This window comes from Vulcaniibacterium tengchongense, assembly GCF_003814555.1.
In the GTDB taxonomy this organism is placed as follows: Bacteria; Pseudomonadota; Gammaproteobacteria; order Xanthomonadales; family Xanthomonadaceae; genus Vulcaniibacterium; species Vulcaniibacterium tengchongense.
Map to the genome: position 1 here is coordinate 52,231 of NZ_RKQN01000002.1, position 16,759 is coordinate 68,989.

The window sequence follows — 16,759 nt, forward strand, 5'->3', positions numbered from 1 at the left end:
AGCGTGCCGCTCCGCGCATCGGCGGCGAAGGGGGACCGCCCCGCCTATACTCGGCCCCCTCGCCCGCCCGGAACGCCGCTTGTCCACGCCCCTCGCCCCGCTCGCCGTCGCCGATGCCGATCGCGCGCTGCGGCGCGAACTGTACTTCTTCACCCTGTACCGTCTGTTCGAGGCGGCGCTGCTGGTGTTTTTCCTGTTCGGGCCGATCAGCGGGCTGATCGAGCCGATCCGCTCCGACCTGTTCGCCAGCGCGGTGGCGCTCTCGTACCTGTTCATCGCCGCGCTGCTGTTCGTCTTCGGCCGGCGTGGCGAACTGCGCGCGCAGGCGATGACCGGCATCGCCGCCGACCTGTTCTTCGGCTTCCTGGCGATGCACGCGATGCCCGGCGCCGATACCGGCATCGCGCTGATGCTGATGTTCAACATCGGCGCCGCGGCGCTGCTGCTGCGCGCGCGCTACGGCCTGGGCGCGGCCGCGCTGGCGGTGGCGGGCCTGATCAGCGAATACCTGTGGAGCATGGCGATCGACGGCGAAGGCAGCCGCAGCCTGGCCGAGGCGATCATGTTCGCGATCGCCTACGTCGCCGTGGCCACCCTGACCAGCATCCTCGGCCGCGAGATGCGCGCCGGCTACGACCTGGCCGAACGCCGCGGCGCCGAGGCGGCGCGCCTGGGCGAGGTCAACGAGCTGATCATCCGCCGCTTGCGCACCGGCGTGCTGCTGGTCGACGGCGACAACCATGTGCGCCTGGCCAACGAGGCGGCGATGCTGCTGCTCGGCGACCCCGGCGAGGGCGAGAACCTCACCGGCCTGCGCAACCTCGACGTGGCCGCACCCGAACTCGCCCGCCGCCTGCGGCGCTGGCGCGAGCGCGGCGAGAACGACGAAAGCCCGATGCAGTTCGCCCCCGACCTGCCGGAAGTGGTGCCGCGCTTCACCCGCCTGCTCGCCGGCAGCGCGCAGACGCTGATCTTCCTCGACGACACGTCGTTGCTGTCGCGCCAGGCCGAGTCGATGACCCTGGCCACGCTCGGCCGCTTCTCCGCCAGCCTCGCCCACGAGATCCGCAATCCGCTGGCCGCGATCAACTACGCCGTGCAGCTGCTCGAGGAATCCGACGACGTGCCCACCGCCGAGCGCCGCCTGCTCGAGATCATCCGCCAGCAGGGGCTGCGCATGAACGGGATCGTCGAGAACGTGCTCGGCATGGCCCGGCGCCAGCCGGCGAAGCCCGAGCACATGGAGCTGGTCGGCTTCGCCCGCGAGTTCGTCGACGAATACCTGGCCAGCCACCCGCTCGACCACGACACGCTGCGCGCGACCGCCGAGGTGGCGCGGCTGCCGGCGGTGGCCGACCCGCGCCAACTGCACCAGGTGCTGACCGCGCTGGTGCACAACGCGCTGACCTACGGCCGCATGCCCGGCGCGCCGGCGCGGGTCAGCGTGCACGTGCACGTCGACGAACTGGGGCTGCCGACCATCGACGTGCTCGACCGCGGCCCGGGCATCCCGGAATCGGTGGCCTCGCGCCTGTTCCGGCCGTTCTTCACCACTTCCGGGCACGGCACCGGCCTGGGCCTGTACATCGCCCGCGAGCTGTGCCGGGCCAACCAGGCCAGCCTCGACTACGTGCCGGTGCCCGGCGGCGGCAGTTGCTTCCGCATCCGCCTGGCCGGCGGCAGCCCACTGCTGGGATGACCGGCCGGGCGCTCGCCTTCCGCTGAACAGGCTCGTGGAGGACCGACAAAGAGGTCCGGATGACCCGTAGCGCCCGCGACAGGCGGGAATCCAGGCGTGTCCAGCTTCGAGGGCTTCGGGTTTCACGGGACGACGGAAGCCGTTCAGGCCTCCCCCAACGCCCATGGCCTGCGCGCTTGGCTCTTCACGCGGCCTTAAGCTATCGTGGGAAGGGGAGGGAAAATGGCCGAAACACGCAGTGCATTGGTGGTCGACGACGAGCGCGACATCCGCGAGCTGCTCGTCATGACCTTGGGGCGCATGGGCCTGCGCTGCGATACCGCGTCCACGCTCGCCGAAGCGCGCGGCCAGCTCGGCCGCAACCGCTACGACCTGTGCCTGACCGACATGCGCCTGCCGGACGGCTCGGGCATGGAGCTGGTCGCCGAGATCAGCCAGAAGTACCCGAACACGCCGGTGGCGATGATCACGGCCTTCGGCAACGTCGAGGCCGCGGTCGAGGCGCTGAAGGCCGGCGCGTTCGACTTCGTCGCCAAGCCGGTCGATCTGGCGGTGCTGCGCGACCTGGTCCGCCACGCGCTGGAACTGAACGAGCGCCGCCGGCCGAACGGCGAGGCCCCGGCGGCCGACCGCGTCGCCTCGCGCCTGTACGGCCAGTCGCCCGCGATGGCGCAGCTGCGCCAGACCATCGCCAAGGTCGCGCGCAGCCAGGCGCCGGTGTACATCGTCGGCGAATCCGGCGTCGGCAAGGAGCTGGTCGCCCGCACCATCCACGCCGAAGGCGGCCGCGCCAGCGGCCCGTTCGTGCCGGTCAACTGCGGCGCGATCCCGGCCGAGCTGATGGAGAGCGAGTTCTTCGGCCACAAGAAGGGCAGCTTCACCGGCGCCCACGCCGACAAGCTCGGGCTGTTCCAGAGCGCCGACGGCGGCACCTTGTTCCTGGACGAGATCGCCGAGCTGCCGCTGTCGATGCAGGTCAAGCTGCTGCGCGCGATCCAGGAAAAGTCGGTGCGCCCGGTCGGCGCCAACGCCGAGGTGCCGGTCGACGTGCGCATCCTCTCGGCGACGCACAAGGACCTGGCCGCGCTGGTCGCGGAAGGCAAGTTCCGCCAGGACCTGTACTACCGCATCAACGTAATCGAACTGCGGGTGCCGGCGCTGCGCGAGCGCACCGAGGACCTGCCCGGCCTGTCGGCGCGGATCCTCGAGCGCCTGGCCAAGTCGCAGCACCGCCCAGTGCCGCAGCTCAGCGACGACGCCCTGGCCGCGCTGCGCGCCTACCCGTTCCCGGGCAACGTGCGCGAGCTGGAGAACATCCTCGAGCGCGCCCTGGCGCTGGCCGAGGGCGACCATCTCGACGCCGCCGACCTGCACCTGCCGCGGGTCGCGCCGCCGGTCGCGCCGGCCGCCGCCGCACCCGCACCGGCCCCGCCGGCGCCCGTGCCCGGCGCCCCGGTCGCGGTCGACCCGCGCACCCTCAGCCCGCGCGATACCGCCAGCAGCCCGCTGCCCTCGTACATCGAGGAGATCGAGCGCGCCGCGATCCAGCAGGCGCTGCAGGAAAACCGCTATAACAAGACCCGCACCGCCGCCGCCCTCGGCATCACCTTCCGCGCCCTGCGCTACAAGCTGAAGAAGCTCGGCATCGAATAACGCCACCCTCCTGCGGCGGAGACCGCGGGTCACGGTCCGGCTTGCGGGCGGGCGCAGGAGTCCTTTTCCCTCCGGGAACGTGCGCGAGGTATCCCTCTCCCGCTGCGGAAGCGTGTGCATGGAACCGCTCACCGGCCCGGCGGGAGACGGAAAGACCGCCGGGGGCAGTCGAGGGCAGCGTCAACAGCCCAGTTCTTCGCTCAACCCAATCCCCGTGGCGTCCACGCGCCTTCCGGCATCCCGCGGAGGCAGGTCAGCGACTTCGACTCCTGCCAAGGCATCGCAGAGCACTGCCTCGGCGCCCCTGGCCCCAGCTGTGAGCGACAAAACCCGAGGCCTTTTGGGCTTGCCGAGGCTTGGATCGACCGCGTCCCGCGTACCCTCGCCAAGCGCCTGACAAAAAACGTCACCCCGGTGACGCGTCATGACAGCGGCTTCGGCAGTCAGTGACCTCAACCGTGACCCGCGCACCACTTCGAACATTTCCCCCGTCGAAACCCCGCTTGGCACGGCTTGTGCGTATAACCTGCTGCACGTGCTTCGCGCACGGCAGCCCGAGGACCGGAACGCCGGGCCGAGCGGCACGTGAAATTCAACACTCCTAGGGGAAACACCGATGAAGAAGACCCAGCAAGGCTTCACCCTGATCGAACTGATGATCGTCGTCGCGATCATCGCGATCCTGGCCGCGATCGCGCTGCCGGCTTACCAGGACTACGTGGCCCGCTCGCAGGTGACCTCCGGCCTCGCCGAAATCACCGGGGCCAAAACTGCTTACGAGGTGGGCATCAACGAAGACAAGCCCGCCGCCTATTACACTCAGGCCAATATGGGGCTTGCAAATAATACGGCGCGCTGCAGCACCATCTCTGTGGCGGCTCCAAACGCCGGTGCTGCGTCGCCGGCACTGAGCTGCACCCTTGCAGGCAACCCACGCGTAGCGACTGCAGTTGTCAACCTGAACCGCGACGCGAACGGAGTGTGGACGTGCACTGTTACGGCTCGTCCGGCGAACTGGAAGGAATCGTACCTCCCAGCCGGCTGCACGGCCCCATAATTTGGGCCAGAACCAAAAAGGCCGCCGTAAGGCGGCCTTTTTTTTGGCATAGATTTTGCTCAAATAGCACAATCATACGTCGAAGGGGGCGACATGAAGAATGCTACTGGCTTTAGTCTAATTGAGTTGATGATTACAATTGCCATCATAGCCATACTTGCCGCAATCGCATTCCCAGCTTATCAAAACTATGCTGCGAAAGCCCAGGTTGCCTCCGGACTAGCTGAGATCACTTCCGCCAAAGTTCAGTACGAAATAAAACTCAATGACGGCATAACAGACCCGAATAGCTATACGAACGTCAACCACCTCGGTCTACCTGCTTCTACGCCAAGATGCGCAACAACCGCGGCGCCGCCTGTAAACGGAGCTGCGAACTATGCGATTCGTTGCCTGCTCAAAGGAAACCCTAAAATATCCGGAAGGTTCATCCAGTGGAGTAGATCCTCTGCTGGAGAGTGGACCTGCGAGACCAATGTTGATGTGACGCATAGACCTGCCAATTGCGTCGCCGCGTAAGAATGTGAAATATCCTGGAACTCTGTCGCTTAACTACGCACAGGAGTGAAAACTTAACTTAAGACGCTCATATGAGCCCCGCGACTTGGCAAATGTTCAAACATGAATCCATTGCCTTTTCTCTTCGCGGAAATCGCTTTATTTTAACGGGCGTCGGCGAAATTCCAGCTGCAGTTACCCATAACCCTCAAACCGACGCACGTTTGGCATGACGTCACGCGCGGCTGAACTGTTGCACGACATCGGGCCGCCGCTACAAACGTGCGCCCCGTCAGCTACTGGGCCGGCGAATTGCGGTACATTCGTTCTGGGGAATCGGGGGACTTCATGAGCACCGCCGCCACTGCCAACCTGGTGGGGATCACCGGCATCGCCCGGCGCCTGGTGCTGGACGGGGCGCTGGACGACGGCGCCGCGCGCCAGGCGCTGGCGGCCGCGGCGGCGCAGAAGCAGCCGATCACCGCCTACCTGGCCGAGAAGCGGCTGGTCAGCCCGGCCCAGCTGGCCGCGGCCAACTCGATCGAGTTCGGCGTGCCGCTGCTGGACGTGTCCGCGTTCGACCCGTCCCAGTCCGCGATCAAGCTGGTCAGCGAGGCGCTGGTCCGCAAGCATCGCGTGCTGCCGCTCTTCAGGCGCGGCAACCGCCTGTTCATCGGCATCTCCGACCCGACCAATACCCACGCGCTGGACGAGATCAAGTTCCAGACCAACCTGGTGGTCGAACCGATCCTGATCGACGAGGACCGGCTGGTCCGGCACATCGATCTGTGGCTCGATGCCAGCGACGCCTTGGCCGACACCGTCGGCGACCAGGAAGGCCTGGAAAACCTGGACGTCGGCGGCGGCGGCGAGCAGGACCTCTCCGGCGAGAGCGGCGTCGACGTCAAGACCGACGACACGCCGGTGGTGCGGTTCGTCAACAAGGTGCTGGTCGAAGCGATCCGCAAGGGCGCCTCGGACATCCACTTCGAGCCGTTCGAGACCGAGTACCGGGTGCGCCTGCGCATCGACGGCCTGCTCAAGCAGGTCACCAAGGTGCCGCCGAACCTGCAGGCGCGGATCGCCGCGCGGCTGAAGGTGATGGCCCAGCTCGACATCGCCGAGAAGCGCGTGCCGCAGGACGGCCGCATCAAGCTCAACCTCTCCAAGACCAAGCAGATCGACTTCCGCGTCAGCACCCTGCCCACGCTGTTCGGCGAGAAGGTGGTGCTGCGCATCCTCGACGCCGGCGCGGCCAAGCTCGGCATCGACAAGCTCGGCTACGAGGACGACCAGCGGCAGCTGTACCTGGACGCGCTGGGCAAGCCCTACGGCATGATCCTGGTTACCGGCCCGACCGGTTCGGGCAAGACCGTGTCGCTATACACCGGCCTGAACATCCTCAACGAGGAACACCGGAACATCTCCACGGTCGAGGACCCGGTCGAGATCCGCGTGCCCGGCATCAACCAAGTGCAGATGAACGTGAAGCGCGGCATGACCTTCGCCGCCGCGTTGCGCAGCTTCCTGCGCCAGGACCCGGACGTGATCATGGTCGGCGAGATCCGCGACCTGGAAACCGCCGAGATCGCGATCAAGGCCGCGCAGACGGGCCACCTGGTGCTGTCGACCCTGCACACCAACGATGCGCCGCAGACCATCGCCCGCCTGATGAACATGGGCGTGGCGCCTTACAACATCACCTCGTCCGTGACCCTGGTGATCGCCCAGCGCTTGGCGCGGCGCCTGCACGACTGCAAGCGCGAAGTGCACCTGCCCGAGCACGCGCTGCTCGCGGAAGGCTTCACCCACGAGGAAATCGCCGCCGGGCTGACGCTCTACGAGCCGGTCGGCTGCCCCGACTGCACCGAAGGCTACAAGGGCCGCACCGGCATCTACCAGGTGATGCCGATGAGCGAAGAGATCCAGTCGATCGTGCTTGCCGGCGGCAACGCCCTGCAGATCGCCGAGGCGGCGCAGCGCGCCGGCGTGCGCGACCTGCGCCAGTCGGCGCTGCTCAAGGTCAAGAACGGCATCACCAGCCTCGCCGAAATCAACCGCGTCACCAAGGACTGAGCCATGTCCGCCACCCGTACCGCCGCCAAGCCGACCTCCGCGCGCCGCCCCGACCCGCTGGACGTGTTCGTCTGGCAGGGCACCGACAAGCGCGGCAAGGTGATGAAAGGCGAGCAGCAGGCCAAGAACGCCAACGCGCTGCGCGCCGAGCTGCGCCGCCAGGGCATCACCCCGAAGGTGGTCAAGCCCAAGCCGAAGCCGCTGTTCGGCGGCGCCGGCAAGCGCATCACCCCGCTCGACATCGCCGTGTTCAGCCGCCAGCTGGCGACGATGATGAAGTCCGGCGTGCCGATCGTCGGCGCGATGGAGATCATCGCCAACGGCAACAAGAACCCGCGCATGTCGACCCTGGTCAACACGATCCGGGCGGACATCGAAAGCGGGTCCTCGCTTTACGAGGCGCTGAGCAAGCACCCGGTCCAGTTCGACGAGCTCTACCGCAACCTGGTCCGCGCCGGCGAATCCGCGGGCGTGCTGGAGACGGTGCTCGACACCATCGCCACCTACAAGGAGAACATCGAGTCGCTGAAGGGCAAGATCAAGAAGGCGATGTTCTACCCGGCGATGGTCATCGCAGTGGCGCTGATCGTCAGTTCGATCCTGCTGGTGTTCGTGGTCCCGCAGTTCGAGGAAGTGTTCAAGGGCTTCGGCGCCGACCTTCCCGCGTTCACCAAGCTGATCGTCGCCTTGAGCCGCTTCATGGTCAGCTGGTGGTGGGCGGTGTTTCTGGGCATCGCTGGCGTGATCGTCGCCTTCGTGATGGCGAAGAAACGCTCGGTCGCGTTCTCGCGCTTCCTCGACCGGATGATTCTGAAGCTGCCGGTGGTCGGACAGATCATGCACAACTCGGCGATCGCCCGCTTCTCCCGCACCCTGGCGGTGACCTTCAAGGCGGGCGTGCCGCTGGTGGAAGCGCTGGACACCGTCGCCGGCGCCACCGGCAACGTGGTCTACGAAGATGCGGTCCGCAATATCCGCGACGACGTCGCCGTCGGCTATTCCGTGAACATGGCGATGAAGCAGGTCAACCTGTTCCCGCACATGGTCGTGCAGATGGCGGCGATCGGCGAGGAGGCCGGCGCGCTCGATACGATGCTGTTCAAGGTCGCCGAGTTCTATGAGCAGGAGGTCAACAACGCGGTCGATGCGCTGGCCAGCCTGCTCGAACCGCTGATCATGGTGTTCCTGGGTGTGATCGTCGGCGGTATGGTCGTCGCGATGTACCTGCCGATCTTCAAGCTCGCCTCGACGGTGGGCTGAGAGCGGCCGGCACGAACTTAGGCGACAATCCCGCGCATGGCATACCTCGATCAAAACCCCGCCCTCGGCTACCCGTTGGCGGCCGGCTTCGGCCTGCTGGTCGGCAGCTTCCTCAACGTGGTGATCCTGCGCCTGCCGCGGCGGCTGGAGTGGACCTGGAAACGCGACGCGCGCGAGGTGCTGGAGCAGCCGGAGGTCTACGACCCGCCGCCGCCCGGAATCGTGGTCGAGCGTTCGCATTGCCCGCACTGCAAGCATGTGCTGGCCTGGTACGAGAACATCCCGGTCTTCAGCTATCTCGCCCTGCGCGGGCGTTGCCGGCACTGCGGCACGCGCATCTCGCCGCAGTACCCGCTGGTCGAACTGCTGACCATGCTGCTGTTCCTGGCCTGCGTCTGGCGCTTCGGCTTCGGCTGGCAGGGCTTCGGGGCGATGGTGTTCACCGGCTTCCTGGTCGCGCTCTCGGGCATCGACCTGCGCACTCAGCTGCTGCCGGACCAGCTGACCCTGCCGCTGATGTGGCTCGGTCTGATCGCCGCCTCGGACAACCTGTACTTTCCGGCCAAGCCGGCGCTGCTCGGCGCGGTGGCCGGCTACGTGAGCCTGTGGAGCGTGTGGTGGCTGTTCAAGCAGCTCACCGGCAAGGAAGGGATGGGCCACGGCGACTTCAAGCTGCTCGCCGCGATCGGCGCCTGGACCGGGCTCAAGGGCGTCCTGCCGACCATCCTGCTGTCATCGCTGGTGGGCGCGATCGTCGGTTCGATCTGGCTGGCGACGAAAGGCCGCGACCGCGCCACGCCGATCCCGTTCGGCCCCTATCTCGCGATCGCCGGCTGGGTCGTGTTCTTCTGGGGCGAGCGGATGCTGGACGCGTACCTGCGCTTCGCCGGGCTGCGCTGACGCGCCGCACGTCGCGGGGTTTGCATCGCGCGGCTTGCAGAAGCGGTACCGCTCCTTGTTCTCCGGCGCCCTTGGCCCTGCGGCCACGCTGCCATGGCGCCGCCCATGCGCCGGCATGCCCCCGTGTCGCGCCCGGCCTGCAGCGCCAACCTGAACTGTCGGGGCCCTTGGCCGCCGGCGGACGGTCCCGGTCCTCGCCCGCCTCCGTTACCCTAGGCCGCGGCCATCATGGAAACGCTTTGCGCATGAGTTCCTTCGTCGTCGGCGTCACCGGAGGCATCGCCTCCGGCAAGAGCGAGATCACCCGGCGTTTCCAGGCCTTGGGCGTGTTCGTTGCCGATGCCGACGTGGCGGCGCGGGAAGCGGTCGCGCCGGGATCGCCCGGACTGGCCGAAGTGGTCGCGTCGTTCGGCGAGGACGTGCTGGCGGCCGACGGCAGCCTCGACCGCGCGGCGATGCGCCGGCGGGTGTTCGGCGACGACGCGGCGCGGCACCGGCTGGAGGCGATCGTGCATCCGCACGTGCGCCGGGTACTGCAGGACGCCTGCGCAACCGCTCCCGGGCCGTACGCGATCGCCGCGATCCCGCTGCTGGCGGAAGGCGGCGGCTACGACACCTATCCCTGGCTCGGCCGAATCCTGGTGGTCGACGTGCCGGTGGAAGCGCAGCGTGAGCGGCTGATGCGCCGCGACGGCATCGACGCGGCCTTGGCCGAGCGGATGATCGCCGCGCAGGCGACGCGCGCCCAGCGCCTGGCGATCGCCGACGACGTGATCGTCAACGACGGTTCCCTGGCGGACCTGGACGCGCACATCGCCGCGCTGGACCGGCGCTATCGCGCGCTGGCGGAGCAGTTGCAGGCGCTGGATACCCCGCTCACGCCGGTCGCGGAGGCCTGAACGGCGCTCATTGCGGCCAGAGGCCGCGGATCGCGGCGATGCCCTGCGCGCCATGACGGCGCGCCTCGGCGACATCGCCCGGGCCGAGCCCGCCGATCGCGTACAGCGGCAGCGACACGTGCTCGCGCAGCGCGGCGAAGCCGTCCCAGCCGATGCCGGCCGCGCCCGGATGGCTCGCCGTCGGCCTGACCGCGCCGAGCACCGCGAAGTCGCAGCCCAGCGCCTGCGCCGCGCGCAGCTCGGCCTCGTCGTGGCAGGACGCCGCCAGGGCGAACTGGGCCGGCACCGGACGCGCGCGGCACTCGCGCAGCTGCGCGGCGCGCAGGTGCAGGCCGACGCCGAGCGCGCCGGCCAGGGCCGCATCGCCGTTGACCAGCACCTCGGCGCCCGCTTCGCGGCACAGCGCGACCGCGCGCTCGGCCAGGCGCGGCCATCGCGCCGGATCGGCGCCGCGCGCGCGCAGTTGCACGCGGGCGATGCCGCCCGCCAGGGCACGCTCGAGCCCGGCGAGCCAGGTGCGCTCGTCGGCAGGCTCCGGCGTCACCAGGTAATGCGGCGGTTGCAGCAGCGCCGCGACCACCGGCCGGTCCGCCGGCGGCATCGCGTAGCTGGCGAGCTTGTGCAGCGGCACCCACGCCAGCGCCTGCCCTTCCCGGCCGCGGGCGTGCCCGCGCCAGGCGCGGATCTCGCGCACGTCCAGGCGCAGGCGCTTGTGCGGATAGGCCTGCGGCACGTCGATCAATGCCGCGCCGACCTCGGCCTCGATGCCGAGCTCCTCGCGCAGCTCGCGCGCCAGCGCGGCCTCGGCCGTTTCGCCGGGCTCGCGCTTGCCGCCCGGGAACTCCCACAACCCGGCCAGGTCGCGGCCCTCGGTGCGGCGGGTCAGCAGGACCCGGCCGCGCGCGTCGCGGATCACGCCGGCGACCACGTGCACCGCGGCGCTCGGCGCGGCCACGCCGGTCGCGGGCTCGCGCGCCGCAAGCGCCGGTTCCGGCGCTTCGGCAGCGGCCGACGCGACCGCGTCAGCGCCGCGTCCGGATCTTCGGCTCCTGCTCTCCACGATGCCCGGTTCCCACCTCGCGCACTCCGGCGTCACGCCAACTGGCCGTGGCAGTGCTTGTACTTCTTGCCGCTGCCGCAGGGGCAGGGGTCGTTGCGGCCGACATTGGCGAACGCCTGCTCGCGGCCGCGCGCCTGCGCCGCTTCCTCGTCGGCGCCGAGGCCGCCGGCGTCGGCATGCTGGAACTGCAGCTGGCGCGCCTGCGCCTCGGCCATCGCCCGCTCCTGCGCCTCCAGCGCGGCGACTTCCTCCTCGCTGCGGATGCGCACCCGCGCCAGCAGCGTGATCACCTCGCGCTTGACCTTCTCCAGCATGTCGCTGAACAGCTCGAAGGCCTCGCGCTTGTACTCCTGCTTGGGCTGCTTCTGCGCGTAGCCGCGCAGGTGGATGCCCTGGCGCAGGTAGTCCATCCGCGCCAGGTGCTCCTTCCAGTTCTGGTCGAGCACGTTGAGCATGATGTGCTTCTCGAGCAGGCGCATGGTCTCGCTGCCGAGCTGCGCCTCGCGCTCCTCGAAGTGCCTGCGCACCGCCTCCTGCACCCGCTCCTCGATGGTTTCGGCGTCGAGTTCCGGGCTCTCCTTCGCCATCGCGACCAGCGGCAGCTGCACGCCGAAGTCCTGCGCGAGCGCGGCCTCCAGCCCGGGCAGGTCCCACTGCTCGTCGACCGAGTTCGGCGGCACGAAGCGCGCCACCGTCTCGGCGACCACGTCGCCGCGGATGCCTTCGATGTTCTCCTGCACGCTCTCGGCTTCGAGCAGCTCGTTGCGCTGGGCGTAGATCACCTTGCGCTGGTCGTTGTTGACGTCGTCGAAGTCGAGCAGGTTCTTGCGGATGTCGAAGTTGTGGGCCTCGACCTTGCGCTGCGCGTTGGCGATCTGCTTGGTCACCAGCGGGCTTTCGATGATGTCGTCTTCCTTCAGACCCATCCGCGCCATCACCTTCTGCACCCAGTCGGCGGCGAAGATGCGCATCAGGTTGTCTTCGAGCGACAGGTAGAAGCGCGAGGAACCCGGGTCGCCCTGGCGGCCGGCGCGGCCGCGCAGCTGGTTGTCGATGCGGCGGCTCTCGTGGCGCTCGGTGCCGATGATGTGCAGGCCGCCGGCGGCCTTGACCGCCTCGTGCCGCGCCTGCCACTCGGCCTTCAGCCGGGCGCGGGTGACCTCGTCGAGCGGGCCGCCGTTCCTGGCCTCGAGTTCGGCGATCTCGGCCTCGAGCGAGCCGCCGAGCACGATGTCGGTGCCGCGGCCGGCCATGTTGGTCGCGATGGTGATCGCGCCCGGCCGCCCGGCCTGGGCGACGATGTGCGCCTCGCGCTCGTGCTGCTTGGCGTTGAGCACCTCGTGCGGGATGCCCAGCTCGCGCAGCTGCCGGCTCAGCATCTCCGACACCTCGATCGAGGTGGTGCCGACCAGCACCGGCTGCTTGCGCGCGTGCGCGTCCTTGATCTCGTTGACCACCGCGCGGTACTTGCCGGCCTTGTTGAGGAACACCGCGTCCGGATGGTCCTTGCGCTGCACCGGCTTGTGGGTCGGGATCACCACCACTTCCAGGCCGTAGATGCTCTGGAACTCGTAGGCCTCGGTATCCGCCGTGCCGGTCATGCCGGCCAGCTTCCTGTACATGCGGAACAGGTTCTGGAAGGTGATGCTGGCGAGCGTCTGGTTCTCGCGCTGCACCGGCACGCCTTCCTTCGCCTCCACCGCCTGGTGCAGGCCGTCCGACCAGCGCCGCCCCGGCAGGGTGCGGCCGGTGAACTCGTCGACGATCACCACCTCGCCGTCGCGGACGATGTAGTCCACGTCGCGCTGGTAGATCGCGTGCGCGCGCAGCGCGGCGTTGAGATGGTGGACCACGCTGAGGTTGCGCGGGTCGTACAGGTCGTCCTCCTCGCCGAGGATGCCGGCCTGGCGCAGCAGGCGCTCGGCGTTCTCCTGGCCGGCTTCGGACAGGTGCACCTGCTTCTGCTTCTCGTCGACCCAGTAGTCGCCCTCGGCGTCCTCGCTCTGCTGCCGGGTGAGGTGCGGCACGACGCGGTTGACCTTGATGTACAGCTCCGGCGACTCATCGGCCGGGCCGGAGATGATCAGCGGCGTGCGCGCCTCGTCGATCAGGATCGAGTCGACCTCGTCCACGATCGCGTAGTGCAGCCCGCGCTGGAAGCGGTCCTCCTTCGACAGCGCCATGTTGTCGCGCAGGTAGTCGAAGCCGAACTCGTTGTTGGTCCCGTAGGTGATGTCCGCGGCGTAGGCGGCGTGCTTGTCGCCGTGCGGCATGCCCGGATAGACCACCCCGACCGACAGGCCCAGCCAGTTGTACAGCTTGCCCATCCAGGCTGCGTCGCGCCGGGCCAGGTAGTCGTTGACGGTGACCACGTGCACGCCCTTGCCTTCCAGGGCGTTGAGGTAGACCGGCAGGGTCGCCACCAGGGTCTTGCCCTCGCCGGTGCGCATCTCGGCGATCTTGCCCAGGTGCAGCACCATGCCGCCGATCAGCTGCACGTCGTAGTGGCGCATGCCGAGCACGCGCCTGGACGCCTCGCGGCAGACGGCGAACGCTTCCGGCAGGATCTTGTCCAGCGCCTCGCCGCCTTCGATGCGCTGCCTGAACTCGGGGGTCTTGGCCTGCAGCTCGGCGTCGGAGAGCTTTTCCATCTCCGTTTCGAGCGCGTTGATCCGGGCGACGGTGCGTTGCAGTTGGCGCAGCAGGCGTTCGTTGCGGCTGCCGAAAACGCGGGTGAGCAGGCTGTTGAGCATGTACGGGTCCGTGAAGCGGAGCGGGAAAGCCGACGGCGGCCGCTTTCGGAGTGCGGATCGTCCGGCGAGTTCCCCAAAGGAAAGCCCAGTGCCGAAACGGAATCGGGGCGCCGCGCGCCCCGATCGCATCGAGCCTGGTCTATGGCCACGCCGATTGTAGCGTGGAGGCGCCGGGGGCGCTTATCAAGCGCCGGCGGCTCGCCCTGCGGCGCTCAGCCCTTGATCCGCAGCTTGAGCGGCGACTGCTGGCTCAGGAACTTGCGCGGGTTGACCACCCGGCCGTTCTCCCACACCTCGAAGTGCACGTGGGCGCCGGTCGAGCGGCCGGTCGAGCCCGCCTTGGCGATCTCCTGCCCGGCGCGGACCAGCTCGCCGACCTTGCGGGTCAGGCGCGAGTTGTGGGCGTAGCGGGTGACGTAGCCGTTGCCGTGGTCGATCTCGATCACGTTGCCGTAGCCGGAGCGCACGCCGGCGTAGCTGACCACGCCGTCGGCCACCGCCAGCACCGGGTCGCCGACGTCGGCCTCGAAGTCGATCCCCTTGTGGAACTGGCTGCCGCCGCCGAACGGGTCGGCGCGGCCGCCGAAGCCGGAGGTGATGTAGCTGCCTGCGATCGGTTCGCGCGAGGGCACCGCGTTCATGTCGAGCTGGCGGTTGAACAGCAGCGACTCCAGCACCGACAGCTGCTCGCCGGAGGCGCGGAATTGGCGGTCCAGGTCGGCCATGCCGGCGTCCAGTTCGGGCTTGCTCATGTCGCGCACCGGGCCGGTGCCGCCGATGCCGACCGGCTTGTCGAAGTCGAACTCGCCGTCCTGCAGCTGGCCGATCCGGGTCAGGCGCTCGCCGAGGGCGTTGAGGCGGTTGGCCTCGGCCTGCAGTTCGCCCATGCGCGCGGCCAGCGCGTTGAGCTCGCGCTGGGCGTCGCGGCGGGTGGCCTCGAGCAGGGCCTGCTGGCGTTCGACCTGGCCGCGCAGCAGCGCGTTGTCGGCGATGCCGGCGCCGGCGCCGAGGGCGGCGCCGCTGCCGAACAGCAGCGCGACCGCGAGCAGCGGACGCTGCGCGCCCCAGTGGCCGGCCCGCTGCAGCCACGCCGAACAGCGCGCGCGGGATTTGTTTACGATGGATGGAAAGGTCATACGATGTCTGATTCCAAGCCCAGGTCGCCTCGAGGCCACCTCTCGACCCCGCAAGCCGCGCTGGACGCGCTGCTCGCCGAGCCCGCTGGCGGTCCGATCCACCGAGCGCTGTGGCTCGAAGAACTGGACCGACGGTTGCGCCCTCGCCTGCCGGTTCCGCTGGCCGCGCACGCGCGACTGGCCAACTTCGAGCGCGGCAGGCTCGTGTTCGTCGTCGACGCCCCGGTCTGGCGGGCCAAACTGCGCCTGCTGGCACCGGAACTGCTCGACGCCGCCCGCTCCGTCGGGCTGGATGCGGCTGAACTCGTCGTCAAAACGACAACGCCGGCGGTTGCCTCCCCGCAACCGGACCGGAAAGCCAAACCCCTTTCGGCGGCCGTGCAGCGGGACCTGCAGGCCGCCCTCGCGTCTTTGAAGGAGCCCGAGGCGGGCGGCCCTCGCGACGCATCCTGACCGGCGCCGGCCTCCGGCTGGAAGCACGGCGCAGGACGGGTGCGGGCATGCTAAAGGGGTAACCCGTTGAATTTGTTAAACAGGCGGAAACATTCCGCAATAAACGCGTGAAGTTTTGGTTAAGAGCTCACGCAATGTTCACGTCTGTGATGACTGTCCGTTCCACGCGCGACGCTCGCCGCGCCCACGGAAGCCCCGACCGGCCGCTTCCGCAAGGTCCAGGGGCGCGGTCGAGCCGGTCGCCGCGCCGAGATGCGAACGTGAACGGCCGAAGGCGCCGCGGGCTGGCCGCTCGTCGGTGAAGGCGGGGAGTCGGTGAAGGCGGGGAACGGGGAGCCGCGACCGCCGCGGGTCAGGCCAGTGCCGGCGAACCGTAGGCGACCGGCGCTTCGGCCGGGTCGACGTCGGGGAAGGTCACCTCGTCCCAGGCCGAGCGTTCGGCCAGCAGGGCGCGGACCAGCTTGTTGTTGAGGGCGTGGCCGGACTTGTAGCCGACGTAGGCGCCGATGACCGGGTGGCCCGCCAGGTACAGGTCGCCGATCGCGTCGAGGATCTTGTGGCGCACGAACTCGTCGGCGTAGCGCAGGCCGTCGTCGTTCAGCACCCGGAATTCGTCCAGCACGATGGCGTTGTCCATCGACCCGCCCAGGCCCAGGTTGCGCTCGCGCATGTACTCGAGGTCGCGCATGAAGCCGAAGGTGCGGGCGCGGCTGACTTCCTGGATGTAGTTGGCGGTGGAAAACTCCACCACCGCGCGCGACTGCGACTCCGGGATCGCCGGATGGTCGAAGCGCACGGTGAAATCGAGGCGGAAGCCGTCATACGGCTCGAAGCGCGCGACCTTGTCGCCATCGCGCACCTCGACCGGGCGGCGGATGCGGATGAAGCGCTTGGGCGCGTCCTGCTCGAGGATGCCGGCCGACTGCAGCAGGAACACGAACGGCCCGGAGGAGCCGTCCATGATCGGCACTTCGGCCGCGGACAGCTCCACATAGAGATTGTCGACGCCCAGGCCGGCCAGGGCCGAGAGCAGGTGCTCGACGGTCTGGATCTTGGCCGGGCCGCAGCTCAGGCCGGTGCACAGGGTGGTCTCGGTGACCAGCTCGGCGCTCGCCGGCACTTCCACCACCGGGTCCAGGTCGACGCGGCGGAACACGATGCCGGTGTCCACCGGGGCCGGACGCAGGGCGAGAAACACCTTCTCCCCGCTGTGCAGGCCTACGCCGGTGGCGCGGATCACGTTCTTGAGGGTGCGCTGACGCAGCATCGGGCGTTCTGGAAAACCGGGAGGAGGCCGAATGCGGCCGGGACGGGC

Annotated in this window: 13 protein-coding genes; 9 read left to right on the forward strand and 4 right to left on the reverse strand. The window is 68.8% G+C overall.

The window, feature by feature from the left end; genetic code table 11:
* Window positions 1-79: 79 nt before the first annotated feature.
* The 8 genes from EDC50_RS06585 to coaE all read left to right on the forward strand — a co-directional run bounded on the left by EDC50_RS06585 (window position 80) and on the right by coaE (window position 10,042).
* Window positions 80-1,699 (forward strand): sensor histidine kinase, encoded by a 1,620-nt coding sequence (locus EDC50_RS06585; protein ID WP_123769705.1) that lies wholly within the window; start codon window positions 80-82, stop codon window positions 1,697-1,699.
* Between the two features lie 222 nt (window positions 1,700-1,921).
* Complete coding sequence (locus EDC50_RS06590; protein WP_123769706.1) at window positions 1,922-3,352, forward strand: sigma-54-dependent transcriptional regulator; 1,431 nt, start codon at window positions 1,922-1,924, stop codon at window positions 3,350-3,352.
* Between the two features lie 616 nt (window positions 3,353-3,968).
* Complete coding sequence (locus EDC50_RS06595; protein ID WP_123769707.1) at window positions 3,969-4,409, forward strand: pilin; 441 nt, start codon at window positions 3,969-3,971, stop codon at window positions 4,407-4,409.
* Between the two features lie 93 nt (window positions 4,410-4,502).
* Window positions 4,503-4,928: a pilin gene (locus tag EDC50_RS06600; protein ID WP_123769708.1), complete on the forward strand. Its 426-nt coding sequence runs from the start codon at window positions 4,503-4,505 to the stop codon at window positions 4,926-4,928.
* 327 nt (window positions 4,929-5,255) lie between these two features.
* Window positions 5,256-6,983 carry a type IV-A pilus assembly ATPase PilB gene (gene pilB / locus EDC50_RS06605; protein ID WP_123769709.1) on the forward strand — a complete coding sequence of 576 codons (1,728 nt, stop codon included), beginning with the start codon at window positions 5,256-5,258 and terminating at the stop codon, window positions 6,981-6,983.
* Window positions 6,984-6,986: 3 nt separating this feature from the next.
* Complete coding sequence (locus tag EDC50_RS06610) at window positions 6,987-8,243, forward strand: type II secretion system F family protein (RefSeq protein ID WP_123769710.1); 1,257 nt, start codon at window positions 6,987-6,989, stop codon at window positions 8,241-8,243.
* 36 nt (window positions 8,244-8,279) lie between these two features.
* Window positions 8,280-9,143, forward strand: a complete 864-nt coding sequence (locus tag EDC50_RS06615) for a prepilin peptidase (RefSeq protein ID WP_123769711.1) — start codon at window positions 8,280-8,282, stop codon at window positions 9,141-9,143.
* Between the two features lie 245 nt (window positions 9,144-9,388).
* A complete protein-coding gene (gene coaE, locus EDC50_RS06620) occupies window positions 9,389-10,042 on the forward strand; it encodes a dephospho-CoA kinase (RefSeq protein ID WP_123769712.1) in 654 nt (217 codons plus the stop codon).
* A 7-nt stretch (window positions 10,043-10,049) separates the two neighbouring features.
* Here coaE and EDC50_RS06625 read toward each other — a convergent pair whose 3' ends face one another.
* The 3 genes from EDC50_RS06625 to EDC50_RS06635 form a co-directional block, all read right to left on the reverse strand.
* Window positions 10,050-10,997 (reverse strand): Nudix family hydrolase, encoded by a 948-nt coding sequence (locus EDC50_RS06625; protein ID WP_123769713.1) that lies wholly within the window; start codon window positions 10,995-10,997, stop codon window positions 10,050-10,052.
* 137 nt (window positions 10,998-11,134) lie between these two features.
* On the reverse strand, window positions 11,135-13,855 hold the full coding sequence (gene secA / locus EDC50_RS06630; RefSeq protein WP_123769714.1) for a preprotein translocase subunit SecA: 2,721 nt from the start codon (window positions 13,853-13,855) through the stop codon (window positions 11,135-11,137).
* 212 nt (window positions 13,856-14,067) lie between these two features.
* The gene (locus EDC50_RS06635) at window positions 14,068-14,991 is read right to left on the reverse strand and encodes a M23 family metallopeptidase (protein WP_123769715.1); all 924 of its coding nucleotides are present in this window, start codon (window positions 14,989-14,991) and stop codon (window positions 14,068-14,070) included.
* Window positions 14,992-14,994: 3 nt separating this feature from the next.
* Between EDC50_RS06635 and EDC50_RS06640 the strand changes: the two genes are divergently transcribed.
* Window positions 14,995-15,444: a DciA family protein gene (locus EDC50_RS06640; protein WP_123769716.1), complete on the forward strand. Its 450-nt coding sequence runs from the start codon at window positions 14,995-14,997 to the stop codon at window positions 15,442-15,444.
* A gap of 352 nt (window positions 15,445-15,796) precedes the next feature.
* Here EDC50_RS06640 and lpxC read toward each other — a convergent pair whose 3' ends face one another.
* On the reverse strand, window positions 15,797-16,711 hold the full coding sequence (gene lpxC / locus EDC50_RS06645) for a UDP-3-O-acyl-N-acetylglucosamine deacetylase (RefSeq protein ID WP_123769717.1): 915 nt from the start codon (window positions 16,709-16,711) through the stop codon (window positions 15,797-15,799).
* Between the last annotated feature and the right edge of the window lie 48 nt (window positions 16,712-16,759).

What these genes read in the sequence shown, in the direction of transcription:
- EDC50_RS06590 (WP_123769706.1), top strand. Translation starts at nt 1,922, where the DNA reads ATGGCCGAAACACGCAGTGCATTGGTGGTCGACGACGAGCGCGACATC.
- EDC50_RS06595 (WP_123769707.1), top strand. Translation starts at nt 3,969, where the DNA reads ATGAAGAAGACCCAGCAAGGCTTCACCCTGATCGAACTGATGATCGTC.
- EDC50_RS06600 (WP_123769708.1), top strand. Translation starts at nt 4,503, where the DNA reads ATGAAGAATGCTACTGGCTTTAGTCTAATTGAGTTGATGATTACAATT.
- pilB (WP_123769709.1), top strand. Translation starts at nt 5,256, where the DNA reads ATGAGCACCGCCGCCACTGCCAACCTGGTGGGGATCACCGGCATCGCC.
- EDC50_RS06610 (WP_123769710.1), top strand. Translation starts at nt 6,987, where the DNA reads ATGTCCGCCACCCGTACCGCCGCCAAGCCGACCTCCGCGCGCCGCCCC.
- EDC50_RS06615 (WP_123769711.1), top strand. Translation starts at nt 8,280, where the DNA reads ATGGCATACCTCGATCAAAACCCCGCCCTCGGCTACCCGTTGGCGGCC.
- coaE (WP_123769712.1), top strand. Translation starts at nt 9,389, where the DNA reads ATGAGTTCCTTCGTCGTCGGCGTCACCGGAGGCATCGCCTCCGGCAAG.
- secA (WP_123769714.1), bottom strand. Translation starts at nt 13,855, where the DNA reads ATGCTCAACAGCCTGCTCACCCGCGTTTTCGGCAGCCGCAACGAACGC.
- EDC50_RS06635 (WP_123769715.1), bottom strand. Translation starts at nt 14,991, where the DNA reads ATGACCTTTCCATCCATCGTAAACAAATCCCGCGCGCGCTGTTCGGCG.
- EDC50_RS06640 (WP_123769716.1), top strand. Translation starts at nt 14,995, where the DNA reads ATGTCTGATTCCAAGCCCAGGTCGCCTCGAGGCCACCTCTCGACCCCG.
- lpxC (WP_123769717.1), bottom strand. Translation starts at nt 16,711, where the DNA reads ATGCTGCGTCAGCGCACCCTCAAGAACGTGATCCGCGCCACCGGCGTA.